This is a genomic window from Mycobacterium sp. 2-64, assembly GCF_035918375.1.
In the GTDB taxonomy this organism is placed as follows: Bacteria; Actinomycetota; Actinomycetes; order Mycobacteriales; family Mycobacteriaceae; genus Mycobacterium; species Mycobacterium intracellulare.
This window is the reverse complement of sequence record NZ_CP142361.1, coordinates 4,028,899-4,042,680: the sequence shown is the minus strand read 5'-3', so window position 1 is coordinate 4,042,680 and position 13,782 is coordinate 4,028,899. Positions and strand designations below refer to the sequence as shown.

Below are 13,782 nucleotides of genomic sequence, written 5' to 3'. Positions count from 1 at the left end.
TGGTGCCGCGTGAGGAAAAGCCGGTCGGTGTAGCGGTACTCGGGTTGGGCAACGTCGGCAGCGAAGTCGTCCGAATCATCGAGGAAAGCGCCGATGACCTCGCGGCCCGCGTCGGCGCGCCCCTGGTGCTGCGCGGCGTCGGAGTGCGCCGCGTCGCCGACGACCGTGGCGTTCCCGCCGAGCTGCTCACCGACGACATCGAAGGGCTCGCCGCGCGCGATGACGTCGACATCGTCGTGGAGCTCATGGGACCGGTCGAGCCGTCCCGCAAGGCCATCCTGTGCGCCCTCGAACACGGCAAATCGGTCGTCACGGCGAACAAGGCGCTGCTGTCCATCTCCACCGGCGAGCTGGCGCAGGCGGCCGAAAGCGCGCATGTCGACCTGTATTTCGAGGCGGCGGTGGCGGGCGCGATTCCCGTCATCCGGCCGCTCACCCAGTCGCTTGCGGGCGACACGGTGTTGCGGGTCGCGGGCATCGTCAACGGCACCACGAACTACATCCTGTCCGCGATGGACAGCACCGGCGCCGACTACGACACCGCGCTGGCCGAGGCCAGCGCGCTCGGCTACGCCGAGGCCGACCCCACCGCCGACGTCGAGGGATACGACGCCGCCGCCAAGGCCGCGATCCTGGCGTCCATCGCGTTCCACACGCGGGTGATCGCCGACGACGTCTATCGCGAGGGCATCACCAAGGTCACGCCGGCCGACTTCGAGTCCGCCCGTGCGCTGGGCTGCACCATCAAGCTGCTGTCCATCTGCGAGCGCATCACGGACGGCGATGGCCAGGAGCGGGTCTCGGCCCGCGTCTATCCGGCTTTGGTGCCGCTGTCGCATCCTCTGGCCACGGTCAACGGGGCGTTCAACGCGGTCGTGGTCGAGGCCAAGGCCTCCGGAAGGCTGATGTTCTACGGCCAGGGCGCCGGCGGCGCGCCGACCGCGTCCGCCGTGGCCGGGGACCTGGTGATGGCCGCGCGCAACCGCGTGCTGGGCAGCCGCGGGCCGCGGGAATCCAAGTACGCCCAACTCCCCGTAGCCCCAATGGGTTTGATCTCCACGCGCTACTACGTCAGCATGAACGTGGCGGACAAGCCCGGCGTGTTGTCCTCGGTGGCAGCCGAATTCGCCAAACGCGAGGTCAGCATCGCCGAGGTGCGGCAGGAGGGCGTCGCGGACGAGGGCGGACGACGGGTGGGGGCACGGATCGTCGTGGTCACCCACCGCGCCACGGACGCCGCGCTGTCCGAAACCGTCGACGCGCTCGCCGACCTCGATGCCGTGCAGAGCGTGACGAGCGTGCTGCGACTGGAAGGGACCACCCTATGAGCGCGCCGCGCACCGCCGTCCACCAGCCCTGGCCCGGGCTCATCGAGGCCTACCGGGACCGGTTGCCGGTGGGCGACGACTGGACCCCGGTCACCCTGCTCGAGGGCGGCACCCCGCTGATCGCGGCGACCCGCCTGTCGGAAAAGACCGGCTGCACAGTCCATCTCAAGGTCGAGGGCCTCAATCCCACCGGCTCCTTCAAAGACCGGGGGATGACGATGGCGGTCACCGATGCGGTGGCGCGCGGCCAACAGGCCGTGTTGTGCGCCTCGACCGGCAACACCTCGGCGTCGGCGGCGGCCTATGCCGCCCGCGCCGGGATCACCTGCGCGGTGCTGATCCCGCAGGGCAAGATCGCGATGGGCAAGCTGGCGCAGGCGGTGATGCACGGCGCCAAGATCATCCAGATCGACGGCAACTTCGACGACTGCCTGGAACTGGCCCGAAAGATGGCCGCCGACTTCCCGACGATCTCCTTGGTCAATTCGGTCAACCCGGTGCGCATCGAGGGCCAGAAGACGGCCGCGTTCGAGATCGTCGACGCGCTCGGCGCAGCGCCGGACGTGCACGCCCTTCCGGTCGGCAACGCGGGCAACATCACCGCGTACTGGAAGGGATACACCGAGTATCACCACGAGGGCCTGATCGAAAAGCTGCCGCGGATGCTGGGCACCCAGGCGGCCGGCGCGGCCCCCCTGGTGAACGGTGCGCCGGTCAAGAACCCGGAAACGATTGCGACCGCGATCCGCATCGGCGCGCCCGCGTCGTGGACGGCCGCGGTCGACGCGCAGCGCCAATCCAACGGCCGCTTCCTGGCGGCCACCGACGAGGAGATCCTGGCCGCCTACCACCTGGTGGCCGAGTCCGAAGGTGTGTTCGTCGAACCCGCCTCGGCGGCCAGCATCGCGGGTCTGCTCAAGGCCGTCGACGACGGCTGGGTGGCCCGCGGGTCGACGGTCGTGTGCACGGTGACGGGCAACGGGCTCAAGGATCCCGACACGGCACTACGGGATATGCCCACCGTGACCGCGCTGCCGGTTGATCCGGTCCTGGTGGTCGAAAAACTGGGGCTGGCGTAGTGCGGTCACCGAGCGCGGGGCGTATGGACGAATTCCAGGCAGGCCACGTACATAGCGCCCACACTCGGCGGTCACGTTGGTGACCCCGATGCTGCCCGCCGGGCTGGTGGCCACCGCCGTGGTTTCGGCCTCCAGCGCAAACCTCGGGCCGGGCTTCGACAGCATCGGTCTGGCGTTGAGTCTGTGCGACGAAATCACCGTGGAGACAACTTCTTCCGGCTTGGTCGTCACGGTAGAGGGGGAAGGTGCCGGCCAACTGCCGGTGGACGCCGACCATCTGGTGGTGCGCGCCCTCGAGCGCGGCCTGCAAGCTGTCGGGGTCCGCGCCCCCGGGCTGGTGGTGCGGTGCCGCAACGCCATCCCGCATTCCCGCGGCCTGGGCTCGTCCGCGGCGGCGGTGGTGGGCGGGCTTGCGGCCGCGAACGGCCTTGTCGCGCAGACGGATTGGCAGACGCTCGACGACACCCAGCTGATTCAATTGTCCTCGGACTTCGAGGGTCATCCCGACAACGCGGCGGCGGCCGTGCTGGGCGGTGCGGTCGTGTCGTGGGTCGACCGCAGCGGTGATCACCCGCGGTACGCGGCGGTGCCGCTGCGGCTTCACCCCGACATCCACCTGTACTGCGCCGTTCCCGAGGAACGCTCCCTGACGGCCGAGACCCGCGTGCTGCTGCCGGCGCAGGTCAGCCATGACGACGCACGCTTCAACGTCAGCCGCACCGCGTTGCTGGTGGTCGCGCTGACCGAACGCCCGGACCTGCTCATGGCGGCCACCGAAGATGTGCTCCACCAGCCGCAGCGCGCACCGGCCATGCCCGCCTCGGCGGAATATTTGCGGCTGCTGCGGCGTCATAACGTGGCAGCGACGCTGTCCGGGGCTGGTCCATCGGTGATCGCGATGACCACGGCGGCGGGGTTGCCCCCGGAGGCGGTGGAGTACGCCGCCACAAGCGGATTTGCCCTCATCAAGATGGCCGCCGGCGAACGAGTTCGCTGGAGTCCGGGAGTCACCGTCGCGGGTTGATCAACAGCGTGGCCGGAGGGTTTGCTTGCTTCCAGCAGGGATGGGGGCTATCCTCGGAGCCGTCCAGCAATCGCAGCATCTGCATCTGCAACCATACTGCCTTGCCGCTAGGACAACACCAATTCTTCTTGTGGACGAGGTTCGCCGTTTACTCCGCCGATCCAGGCGATCACCGTTGCAGAGTCGATGATTGGGCGCACTCGGCAATTTGGCTGAATGCAACGAACCCCCCGTATGACGTGATCATTGGGGGAAGAAAGGAACTCCGTGACTGATACGGACCTGTTCACGGCTGGCGAAAACACTGACGCCAATCAACTGTCTAATGCCGTGACCACCGACACTCCCGACGCGAAGACGAGCGCTTCGGCCGGCGCCCTGTCCACCATGGTGCTGCCCGAGCTACGCGCGCTGGCTAACCAGGTCGGCGTCAAAGGGACGTCGGGTATGCGTAAGAACGAACTGATCGCCGCGATCAAAGAAGTCAGGGGACAGGCCAACGGCGTGCCCGCCAACGGCACGAAGTCCACTGAGGACAGAGGCAAGCCGGACACCAAAGACGACGACACCAAAGACACCAAGGACGACAACGGCGCTGACGCACCGCCGGCCAAGGAAGGCCAGAACGGCGCAGCCACCGAGGCGCCCCGCCGCGAACGACGCGGCGCTTCCCGCGACGCGGGATCGACCGACCGCGGCAACGAGGATGCCGATCGCGAGCGCACCGGCGGCCGAGTTGGCGGCGCCACCGGCGAGACCGACGGCCGCGAAGGCAAGCAGGACAAAGACAACCAGAACGAGAACCGCGGCCAGGGCGGCGGGAGCGAGGATCAACAGAGCTCCGGCGGCCAGCAGGGCCGTGGCGGGTCGAACCAGCAGGACGACGACGGCGAAGGACGCGGCGGCCGGCGGGGACGCCGCTTCCGCGACCGCCGGCGCCGGGGCGAGCGCTCCGGAGAGGGCGGCGACGCCGAACTGCGCGAGGACGACGTCGTTCAGCCGGTAGCCGGCATTCTTGACGTCCTCGACAATTACGCGTTCGTGCGCACCTCCGGCTACCTGGCCGGGCCCCATGACGTTTACGTGTCGATGAACATGGTGCGCAAGAACGGCCTGCGCCGCGGTGACGCCGTCACCGGCGCCGTCCGCGTGCCGAAGGAAGGCGAGCAGCCCAACCAGCGGCAGAAGTTCAACCCGCTGGTCCGTCTGGACAGCGTCAACGGCGGCTCGGTCGAGGACGCCAAGAAGCGCCCCGATTTCTCCAAGCTGACGCCGCTGTACCCCAACCAGCGTCTTCGCCTGGAAACCACGCCCGACCGGCTGACCACGCGGGTCATCGACCTGATCATGCCGATCGGGAAGGGCCAGCGTGCGCTGATCGTGTCGCCGCCCAAGGCGGGTAAGACGACGATCCTGCAGGACATCGCCAACGCGATCACCAAGAACAACCCGGAATGCCACCTCATGGTCGTGCTCGTCGACGAGCGGCCCGAGGAGGTCACCGACATGCAGCGTTCGGTCAAGGGCGAGGTCATCTCCTCGACCTTCGACCGGCCGCCGTCCGATCACACCCAGGCCGCCGAGCTGGCCATCGAGCGGGCCAAGCGGCTTGTCGAGCAGGGCAAGGACGTCGTCGTGCTGCTGGACTCGATCACCCGCCTCGGGCGCGCCTACAACAACGCCTCGCCGGCGTCGGGCCGCATCCTGTCCGGTGGTGTCGACTCCACCGCGCTGTACCCGCCCAAGCGCTTCCTGGGCGCCGCGCGCAACATCGAGGAGGGCGGCTCGCTGACCATCATCGCCACCGCGATGGTCGAGACGGGGTCCACCGGTGACACGGTCATCTTCGAGGAGTTCAAGGGCACCGGCAACGCCGAGCTCAAGCTGGACCGCAAGATCTCCGAACGCCGGGTCTTCCCCGCGGTCGACGTGAACCCCTCCGGCACCCGTAAGGACGAACTGCTGCTGTCGCCGGACGAGTTCGGCATCGTGCACAAGCTGCGCCGCGTGCTGTCGGGCCTGGATTCCCACCAGGCCATCGACCTGCTGATGTCGCAGCTGCGCAAGACGAAGACCAACTACGAGTTCCTGGTCCAGGTGTCCAAGACGACGCCCGGGATGGACAACGACTAGGGGGACCGTCGCTCCCGCTAAACCACGCACAAGACACGCCGGGAGCCAGCGCCGTGATTCAAGTTCGCGGCGACCGCCCCGGGAATGGCGAAGCCCATCCCGCTGTTTTGGGGCATGACGGTTGACCCGGCATAATCGGACGCTGAAACGATCGAAGAGGACACCATGAAAGCTGACATTCACCCCGCCTACGCGGAGACCACCGTGCTCTGCGGATGCGGCAACACCTTCCAGACGCGCAGCACCAAAGACGGTGGCCACATCACTGTCGAGGTCTGCTCGCAGTGCCACCCCTTCTACACCGGCAAGCAGAAGATCCTGGACAGCGGTGGCCGGGTCGCCCGCTTCGAGAAGCGCTACGGCAAGCGCAAGGCCGGAGCTGCTGCCGACAAATAGCTCGGTTACCGACGCCCGAACTGTGCGTGCAGTCGCACAGGCCGGGCGTCGGTTTGCGTTTGCGGCAGTGACGGGTGACAACGGGGCAGGAGGTGTGGCATGACGAAGCCGGTACAGACCATTGACGTGCTGCTGGCCGAGCACGCCGACCTCGAGCGACGGCTGGCCGACCCCGAACTGCACAGCAACCCCGACGAAGCCCGCAAGGCCGGACGGCGCTTCGCGCGGCTGGCCCCGATCGTCGGCACCTACCGCAAGCTGATGGCCGCCCGTGAAGACCTCGAGGCCGCGCGCGAACTGGCCGCCGACGACGATTCCTTCGCCGCCGAGGCGAGCGACCTGGAATCCCGGGTGGCCGAGTTGGACACCCAGCTCACCGACATGCTGGCCCCGCGCGATCCGCACGACGCCGACGACATCGTGCTCGAGGTCAAATCCGGTGAGGGCGGGGAAGAGTCGGCGCTGTTCGCCGCTGACCTGGCCCGGATGTACATTCGCTACGCCGAGCGGCACGGCTGGACCGTCACCGTGCTGGACGAAACCACCTCGGACCTCGGCGGTTACAAGGACGCGACGCTGTCCATCGCCAGCAAGGGTGATTCGGCCGACGGGGTCTGGTCGCGGATGAAGTTCGAGGGCGGGGTGCACCGGGTTCAACGCGTCCCAGTGACGGAATCCCAAGGCCGCGTTCACACTTCGGCGGCGGGTGTGCTCGTGTATCCCGAACCCGAAGAAATCGGCGAGGTGCAGATCGACGAGTCGGATCTGCGCATCGACGTCTACCGTTCGTCGGGCAAGGGCGGCCAGGGTGTCAACACCACCGACTCCGCGGTGCGGATCACGCACTTGCCCACCGGAATCGTGGTCACCTGTCAAAACGAGCGCTCGCAGCTACAGAACAAGGCGCGGGCGCTGCAGGTTCTGGCGGCGCGCCTGCAGTCCTTGGCCGAAGAACAGGCGCTGGCGGACGCGTCGGCGGACCGGGCCAGTCAGATCCGCACGGTGGACCGCAGCGAGCGCATCCGCACCTACAACTTCCCGGAGAACCGGATCGCCGACCACCGCATCAACTTCAAGTCGCACAATCTCGATCAAGTGCTCGACGGCGACCTGGATGCGTTGTTCGATGCCCTGGCCGCGGCCGACAAGCAAAGTCGGCTGCAACAAGCATGACGTCCCAGCGACGACGCGGAGCGAAGCGATGAGGAGCGGGACACGCCAGCTCAGCCTGCGGCGCGCGATCGACGATGCGACGGCCACCCTCGCCGAAGCGGGAATCGATTCCGCGCGTTGGGATGCCGAGCAGCTGGCCGCGCACCTGGCGGGCATCGACCGCGGTCGCCTGGCGTTGCTCGAATCGCCCGGCGAGGACTTTCTCGGACGGTACCGCGACGCGGTGGCCGTTCGTTCGCGACGCGTGCCGCTGCAGCATCTGCTGGGGACGGCGGCATTCGGTCCCGTGCAGCTGCGCGTCGGTCCCGGCGTGTTCATACCCCGCCCCGAAACCGAGGCCCTGCTGGAATGGGCCCGCGCGCAACGACTTGCGCCACGGCCGGTCATCGTCGACCTGTGCACCGGGTCCGGCGCTTTGGCGGTGGCGCTGGCCCACCAGCGGGCCGAACTGGGGCAGGAGGCACGAATCGTCGCTCTCGACAACTCCGACGCCGCCCTCGAGTACGCGCGCGGTAACGCTGAGGGCACGGCCATCGAGATCGTGCGGGCCGACGTCACCGAACCCGGCGTGCTTCCGCAACTGGACGGAAGAGTCGACTTGATCGTGGCCAACCCGCCCTATGTTCCCGACGGCGCCGTGCTGGACCCTGAAGTCGCCCAACATGATCCCTACCAGGCGGTGTTCGGCGGGCCGGACGGTCTGGCGGTGATTGCTCCGATAGTGCGCCTCGCCGGCCGTTGGCTGCGTCCCGGGGGGCTGATCGGCATCGAGCATGACGACACCACTTCGCGCGAGACCGTGGAATTGTTCGTTCGCACCGGGCTTTTCGAGGACGTCCGGGCGCGTCAGGACCTGACCGGCCGGCCGCGGTTCGTGACGGCGAGGAGGAGTGGCGCCGATGACGCGCGTCGCGACGATGCAGAGCGCAGCGATGAGGAGGAGTGGCGCCAATGACGCGCGTCGCGACGATGCAGAGCGCAGCGATGAGGAGGAGTGGCGCCAATGACCGACGTCTTTGACTGCGCCGATCCCGAGCAGCGCGTGCTCGGAATCGCCGCGGCGGCAGGAGCTCTCAAGGGCGGGCGGCTCGTGGTCATGCCGACCGACACGGTGTACGGCATCGGTGCCGACGCGTTCAACAGCGCCGCGGTCTCGGCGCTGCTCTCGGCGAAGGGGCGTGGGCGCGACATGCCGGTGGGCGTGCTGGTCGGCTCCTGGCACACCATCGAGGGGCTCGTCTACACCATGCCGGACGGCGCCCGCGACCTGATCCGCGCGTTCTGGCCGGGCGCGCTCAGCCTGGTGGTCACCCAGGCGCCGTCGTTGCAGTGGGACCTCGGCGATGCCCGCGGCACCGTGATGCTGCGGATGCCGCTGCACCCGGTCGCCATCGAACTCCTGCGTGAAGTGGGACCGCTGGCGGTCTCGAGCGCCAACGTCTCCGGCCGTACGGCCGCCGTGGACGCCGGTGAGGCGCGAGATCAACTCGGCGATCTCGTCGACGTCTACCTGGAAGCGGGTCCGTCCGAGCAGGGCGCCGCCTCCACGATCGTGGACCTGACCGGACCCACGCCACGCATCCTGCGGCGGGGCCCGGTCAGCGCGGAGCGCATCGCCGAAGTCCTCGGTGTCGATCCTGAGGGCCTGACCGCCGAGGCCTGACTGGAGCGGTTGTCGCGAGCTCCCAGGTTTGTGCACTACGGTCTCGTTGGTGTCCAGCGACATGACCAACCTTGCCGGTGGTTTGCTCGCCCTTTCTGACCGCGGCGCCGGTGTTCCGCTACGCGAGCTGGCGCTGGTGGGACTCACCGCGGCGATCATCACCTATTTCGCCACCGGACCGGTCCGCGTGCTGGCGACCCGGCTGGGCGCCGTCGCCTATCCGCGGGAGCGCGACGTACATGTCACACCCACCCCGCGCATGGGCGGGCTGGCGATGTTTCTCGGCGTCGTCACCGCGGTGTTCCTGGCCTCCCAGCTTCCCGCGCTCACCCGCGGGTTCGTCTACTCCACGGGCATGCCAGCGGTCCTGGTGGCCGGCGCGGTCATCATGGGGATCGGGCTGATCGACGACCGGTGGGGCCTGGACGCCCTGACCAAGTTCGCCGGCCAGATCACCGCGGCCAGCGTGCTGGTCACCATGGGTGTGGCCTGGAGCGTCCTGTACATCCCCATGGGCGGGGTCGGCACCATCGTGCTCGACCAGGCGTCGTCGATCCTGCTGACGCTGGCGCTCACCGTATCGGTGGTCAACGCGATGAACTTCGTCGACGGGCTCGACGGTCTGGCCGCCGGGCTGGGCCTGATCACCGCGTTGGCGATCTGCATGTTCTCGGTCGGGCTGCTCCGCGACCACGGCGGCGACGTCCTCTTCTATCCGCCGGCGGTGATCTCGGTGGTGCTCGCGGGGGCGTGTCTGGGCTTTCTGCCGCACAACTTTCATCGCGCCAAGATCTTCATGGGCGACTCCGGCTCGATGCTGATCGGCTTGATGCTGGCCGCCGCCTCCACGACAGCGGCCGGCCCCGTTTCGCAAAACGCCTACGGCGCCCGCGACGTGTTCGCCCTGCTGTCACCGTTCCTGCTGGTCGCGGCCGTCATCTTCGTGCCGATGCTCGATTTGCTGCTGGCGATCGTGCGTCGCACCCGCGCGGGCCGCAGCGCGTTCAGCCCCGACAAGATGCATCTGCATCACCGGTTGCTGCAGATCGGCCATTCCCACCGCCGCGTGGTGTTGCTGATTTATCTGTGGGTCGGCATCGTCGCGTTCGGCGCGGCGAGCACGATCTTTTTCCGCCCCCGCGACACCGCCGCGGTGATGCTGGGCGCCATCGTGGTCGCCGGCGTCGCGACGGCGATCCCGCTCTTGCGCCGGGGCGACGACTACTACGACGAGGGGTAGTAGTAGAGGCGTGTTGTGTGGTACGGTCCAGGTAGAACCCCAAAAAGCCGCACAGGCGACCGGCCCCTCGGAGGCTCATCCGATCGGGCTGGTTCAAGACCGGCCTCGGGAGATACCCCTTGGGTGATTCAACTGTGACGTGCGATACGCTCGGCGGACCACCGATCAGTCGGTCGAGGGGTTCCCGTATCACCAACCTGGGATTGAGGTGCTGCAGTGACGACACCAGCGCAGGACGCGCCGTTGGTGTTTCCCTCTGTTGCTTTCCGTCCGGTTCGGCTCTTCGCGATCAGCATTGCCATCACGGTGGTGGCGGTGCTCGCAGCCGGGCTGTCCGGTCACCTGATGGTTGGCGTCTTCTTCGGGATCGGGCTGCTGCTGGGTTTGCTCAATGCGGTACTGGTGCGTCGCTCCGTTGAGTCGATCACCGCGAAGGATCACCCGCTGAAAAGGTCGATGGCCGTCAACTCGGCGTCTCGGCTGGCCATCATCACCGTCATCGGGCTGATCATCGCCTACGTCTTCCGGCCCGCCGGCCTGGGCGTGGTGTTCGGATTGGCGCTTTTCCAGATCCTCTTGGTGGCATCGACGGCGCTGCCGGTGTGGAAGAAGCTGCGCGCCGGCGACTGGGCGGAATCCGCGGACGGTGCCGGAGGCGGCGTCAACGCAGGATCGGAAGGTACGGAAGGAAGGAACACCACCGATGCCTGAGACGACGTTCCTGGCCGAAGGTGCGATCGAGGTCGGCGAACACAACCACGCCACCTGGCTCGGCATGACCGTCAACACCGACACCATCATGTCGACGGGTATCGCCGCGCTGATCGTGCTCGCGCTGGCCTTCTTCCTGCGGGCGAAGATCACCTCGACCGGTGTCCCGAGCGGTGTTCAGTTGTTCTGGGAAGCCATCACGGTCCAGATGCGCGACCAGATCGAGAGCGCGGTCGGCATGCGGATCGCGCCGTTCGTGTTGCCGCTGGCCGTCACCATCTTTGTGTTCATCCTGATCTCCAACTGGCTGTCGGTGCTCCCGCTGCAGTACACCGACGCCTCCGGGCACACCACCGAGCTGCTGAAGTCGGCGGCAGCGGACATCAATTACGTTCTGGCGCTGGCCCTTTTCGTCTTTGTCTGCTACCACGTGGCCGGCATCTGGCGCCGCGGCGTCGTCGGACACCCCCTCGCCGTGCTCAAGGGCCACGTGGCGTTCCTGGCGCCGATCAACGTCGTCGAGGAGCTGGCCAAGCCAATCTCGTTGTCGCTGCGACTTTTCGGCAACATCTTCGCGGGCGGCATCCTGGTCGCGCTGATCGCGCTGTTCCCGCCGTACATCATGTGGGCGCCCAACGCGATCTGGAAGGCCTTCGACCTGTTCGTCGGGGCGATCCAGGCCTTCATCTTCTCGATTCTGACCATCTTGTACTTCAGTCAAGCCATGGAGATCGAGGATCACCATGACTAAAGCCACCATGAATTGTTTTGTCCCACGCACCATTACAGAGGCCTGGTAGACCCCTACCAGATATCAAGGAGGATAAGAATGGCTCTGGACCCCCAAGTCGCTGCCGCTGCACTCATCGGCGGTGGACTCATCATGGGCGGCGGCGCGATCGGTGCCGGTATCGGTGACGGTATCGCCGGTAACGCGCTGGTTTCCGGGATCGCCCGGCAGCCCGAGGCGCAAGGCCGGCTGTTCACGCCGTTCTTCATCACCGTCGGTCTGGTTGAGGCGGCCTACTTCATCAACCTGGCCTTCATGGCGCTGTTCGTCTTCGCAACACCCGTCGGCACCTAGTTCGCTGTGATGGGTGACGCGAGCCTGAGCGTTCTGGCGTCCGGCCAGGTGGTGGCAGAGGGAGGCAACAACTTCCTCGTTCCCAACGGCACCTTCTTCTTCGTGCTGGCCATCTTCCTGATCGTGCTGGCCGTCATCGGCACGTTCGTCGTGCCGCCGGTCATGAAGGTGTTGCGCGAGCGCGACGCCATGGTTGCCAAGACGGCCGCCGACACCAAGAAGGCGGCCGAGCAGTTCGAGGCCGCCCAGGCCGATTACGAAGAAGCCATGACCGAAGCCCGAGTGCAGGCGTCGTCGTTACGCGACAACGCGCGCGCCGAGGGCCGTAAGGTCGTGGAAGAGGCGCGGGCCCGGGCCGAGCAAGAGGTGTCCTCGACGTTGCAGCTGGCCGCCCAGCAACTGAAGCGGGAAAGGGACGCCGTGGAACTGGATCTGCGTGCCAACGTGGCGTCCATGGCGGCGACGTTGGCCAGTCGCATCCTCGGCGTCGACGTCGCCCCCGCTGCAGCGACCACATCCGCAACCAAGACATCCGGACGGTAATTACGTATGTCGACTTTCATCGGCCAGTTGGTGGGCTTTGCGGCCATCGTGTTCCTGGTGGTGCGTTATGTCGTGCCGCCGGTGCGTCGGTTGATGGCCGCGCGGCAGGCCACGGTGCGCCAGCAATTGAAGGACGCGGCCGCGGCGAGCGATCGGTTGACCGAGTCGACCACCGCCCACAGCAAGGCCGTGGAGGACGCCAAGGCAGAGTCGAAACGCGTTGTCGAAGAGGCGGAGTCGGACTCCAAGCGCATCACCGAGCAGTTGTCGGCCCAGGCCGGTGTCGAGGCGGAACGCATCAAGTCGCAGGGCGGCCGCCAGGTCGACCTGCTGCGTACCCAGCTGAGTCGTCAGCTGCGCCTGGAACTCGGTCACGAAGCGGTGCGCCAGGCCGGCGAGCTGGTGCGTAACTTCGTCGCCGACTCCGCACAGCAATCGGCCACCGTGGATCGATTCCTCGACGACCTCGACGCGATGGCGCCCGCATCGGCGGATGTCCAGTATCCGCTGATGACCAAGATGCGCTCGTCGAGCCGTGTCGCGCTGACCAACCTCTCGGAGTGGTTCAGCACCATCACCAAAGACCTTGACAACAAGGGACTTTCCACCCTGTCCGGCGAACTCGTCTCCGTGGCGCAGATGCTGGACCGCGAAATCGTTGTCACCCGGTACCTCACCGTGCCCGCCGAGGACGCGGAACCCAGGACCCGGTTGATCGAGCGGTTGCTCGCCGGCCAGGTCGGCGACGCTACCCTCGACGTTCTGCGCTCGGCCGTATCGGAGCGCTGGTCGGCCAGTTCCGACCTCATCGACGCCCTCGAGCATGTCTCGCGGCAGGCGCTGCTCGAAGTCGCCGAACGTGAGGACAAGGTCGACGAGATCGAGGAACAACTGTTCCGGTTCTCGCGCATCCTGGACGCGCAACCACGACTGGCGATCTTGTTGGGCGACTACGCCGTTCCGGTGGAAGGCCGAGTTGCGTTGCTGCGCAAGGTGCTCGACAGCGCGAGCACCAAGGTTCATCCGATCGCGGCCGCGCTGCTGACCCAGACGGTCGAGTTGCTCAGGGGCCAGCCGGCCGAGGAGGCCATCCAGTTCCTCGCAGAGGTCGCGGTGGCGCGCCGCGGCGAAGTCGTCGCGCAGGTCAGCGCCGCGGCCGACCTGAGCGACGCCCAGCGCACCCGCCTGACCGAGGTGCTCAGCCGCATCTATGGTCACCCGGTGGCGGTGCAGCTGCAGATCGACAGCGAACTGCTGGGCGGGCTGCTCATCTCGGTGGCCGATGAAGTGATCGACGGAACGCTCGCGTCCCGTCTGACCGCGGCCGAGGCGCAGTTGCCCGACTGACCACCCCAGACCAACCACAAATCCATCCCGACGCACGCGTTACGAAGATCAAGTAGGAAGA

At 67.3% G+C, this 13,782-nt stretch carries 14 protein-coding genes; all 14 read left to right on the top strand.

The window, feature by feature from the left end; translation table 11 throughout:
* Positions 1-2 precede the first annotated feature (2 nt).
* The 14 genes from QGN31_RS18750 (at position 3) to QGN31_RS18685 (ending at position 13,721) form a co-directional block, all read left to right on the top strand.
* A complete protein-coding gene (locus QGN31_RS18750; protein ID WP_008254778.1) occupies positions 3-1,328 on the top strand; it encodes a homoserine dehydrogenase in 1,326 nt (441 codons plus the stop codon).
* Positions 1,325-2,407: a threonine synthase gene (thrC, locus tag QGN31_RS18745; RefSeq protein WP_008254781.1), complete on the top strand. Its 1,083-nt coding sequence runs from the start codon at positions 1,325-1,327 to the stop codon at positions 2,405-2,407. The genes QGN31_RS18750 and thrC overlap by 4 nt, the downstream gene beginning before the upstream one ends.
* Positions 2,408-2,483: 76 nt before the next feature.
* Positions 2,484-3,431, top strand: coding sequence for a homoserine kinase (gene thrB / locus QGN31_RS18740; RefSeq protein ID WP_168710506.1), 948 nt, complete (start codon positions 2,484-2,486; stop codon positions 3,429-3,431).
* Between the two features lie 267 nt (positions 3,432-3,698).
* Positions 3,699-5,564, top strand: coding sequence for a transcription termination factor Rho (rho, locus tag QGN31_RS18735; protein ID WP_201407346.1), 1,866 nt, complete (start codon positions 3,699-3,701; stop codon positions 5,562-5,564).
* A 165-nt stretch (positions 5,565-5,729) separates the two neighbouring features.
* Positions 5,730-5,960, top strand: a complete 231-nt coding sequence (gene rpmE / locus QGN31_RS18730) for a 50S ribosomal protein L31 (RefSeq protein ID WP_014941499.1) — start codon at positions 5,730-5,732, stop codon at positions 5,958-5,960.
* A gap of 99 nt (positions 5,961-6,059) precedes the next feature.
* A complete protein-coding gene (prfA, locus tag QGN31_RS18725; protein ID WP_009955314.1) occupies positions 6,060-7,133 on the top strand; it encodes a peptide chain release factor 1 in 1,074 nt (357 codons plus the stop codon).
* 28 nt (positions 7,134-7,161) lie between these two features.
* Positions 7,162-8,088, top strand: coding sequence for a peptide chain release factor N(5)-glutamine methyltransferase (prmC, locus tag QGN31_RS18720; RefSeq protein WP_014941500.1), 927 nt, complete (start codon positions 7,162-7,164; stop codon positions 8,086-8,088).
* Positions 8,089-8,136: 48 nt separating this feature from the next.
* Entirely contained in the window at positions 8,137-8,796 is a 660-nt protein-coding gene (locus QGN31_RS18715; protein WP_014941501.1) for an L-threonylcarbamoyladenylate synthase, read from the top strand.
* A gap of 61 nt (positions 8,797-8,857) precedes the next feature.
* Positions 8,858-10,036, top strand: coding sequence for a UDP-N-acetylglucosamine--decaprenyl-phosphate N-acetylglucosaminephosphotransferase (rfe, locus tag QGN31_RS18710; RefSeq protein WP_008254794.1), 1,179 nt, complete (start codon positions 8,858-8,860; stop codon positions 10,034-10,036).
* Positions 10,037-10,252: 216 nt separating this feature from the next.
* Entirely contained in the window at positions 10,253-10,747 is a 495-nt protein-coding gene (locus QGN31_RS18705) for an ATP synthase subunit I (protein ID WP_014941502.1), read from the top strand.
* Complete coding sequence (gene atpB / locus QGN31_RS18700; RefSeq protein ID WP_008254800.1) at positions 10,740-11,498, top strand: F0F1 ATP synthase subunit A; 759 nt, start codon at positions 10,740-10,742, stop codon at positions 11,496-11,498. The genes QGN31_RS18705 and atpB overlap by 8 nt, the downstream gene beginning before the upstream one ends.
* Positions 11,499-11,582: 84 nt before the next feature.
* Positions 11,583-11,831 carry a F0F1 ATP synthase subunit C gene (locus QGN31_RS18695; protein ID WP_024636915.1) on the top strand — a complete coding sequence of 83 codons (249 nt, stop codon included), beginning with the start codon at positions 11,583-11,585 and terminating at the stop codon, positions 11,829-11,831.
* Positions 11,832-11,840: 9 nt separating this feature from the next.
* The gene (locus QGN31_RS18690) at positions 11,841-12,374 is read left to right on the top strand and encodes a F0F1 ATP synthase subunit B (RefSeq protein WP_008254811.1); all 534 of its coding nucleotides are present in this window, start codon (positions 11,841-11,843) and stop codon (positions 12,372-12,374) included.
* A 6-nt stretch (positions 12,375-12,380) separates the two neighbouring features.
* Positions 12,381-13,721, top strand: coding sequence for a F0F1 ATP synthase subunit B/delta (locus QGN31_RS18685; RefSeq protein ID WP_008254814.1), 1,341 nt, complete (start codon positions 12,381-12,383; stop codon positions 13,719-13,721).
* Positions 13,722-13,782 lie beyond the last annotated feature (61 nt).